Below are 711 nucleotides of genomic sequence, written 5' to 3' on the forward strand. Positions count from 1 at the left end.
GGACCTGCAGATCATCGTCGAAGGCGTGGAGACCCAGGAGCAGCTCGCCGCCCTCGAATCCAGCGCCGAGATCATCGTGCAAGGCTGGTTCTACAGCAAGGCGCTGTCAGGCGAGCACCTGGTGGAATTCGCGCGGCGGCGCATGCCGGCCGCCGCGCACAGCGGCAGCGCCGCCGCTATTTGATGCCGATGAACGGCAGCGCCGCGCCCGGCACCTGCGTGGAGGGCAGCACGCCATCCCATTTCTCGACCGCGTTCAGGCTGACCAGGTTGGTGTTGGCGGCCAGCGCCTCGGCCTTGGCGCGGATCGACGCGGCCTCGGCTTCGCCGCGCATGCGGATGCCATCGGCCTCGGCGGTGAACTGCTGGCGGCGCGCGTCGGCTTCGGCCTTGGCCTTGACCACCTGGATCTCGGCGTTGATCATCGCCGTTTCCTTCTGCTGGCGGGTGGTCTCGATCTGCACCTGCGCCAGCATGCGCTGTTCGATCGAGTGCTCGTAGGCCTGCGAGAAACCGACTTCCTCGATCTGCACGCCCACCACCTGCACCGGCGCGCCTTCCATGGTCTTGAGCACGGCGTTGTTCACGTCCAGGCCCAGCTTCTGGCGTTCCTGGATGGCGCGCACCGCGGTGTACTGGCCGAACACGTTCTTGACCGCGTCGGGCGTCTTGCGTTCGAGCACGCGCATCTGCAGGTTGCTGATGGTGCCG

Annotated in this window: 1 protein-coding gene and 1 pseudogene; one reads left to right on the forward strand and one right to left on the reverse strand. The window is 67.2% G+C overall.

Annotation, left to right across the window (positions count from 1 at the left end; genetic code table 11):
* Nucleotides 1-184: pseudogene (locus tag DNK89_RS23355) on the forward strand (EAL domain-containing protein); the annotation flags it as partial.
* Here DNK89_RS23355 and DNK89_RS23360 read toward each other — a convergent pair.
* A partial coding sequence (locus DNK89_RS23360; protein WP_255575893.1) for an SPFH domain-containing protein occupies nucleotides 177-711 on the reverse strand: 535 nt, incomplete at its 5' end. The pseudogene DNK89_RS23355 and the gene DNK89_RS23360 sit on opposite strands and share 8 nt — an antisense overlap.

This window comes from Acidovorax sp. ST3 (assembly GCF_003231145.1).
GTDB lineage: Bacteria > Pseudomonadota > Gammaproteobacteria > Burkholderiales > Burkholderiaceae_C > Acidovorax.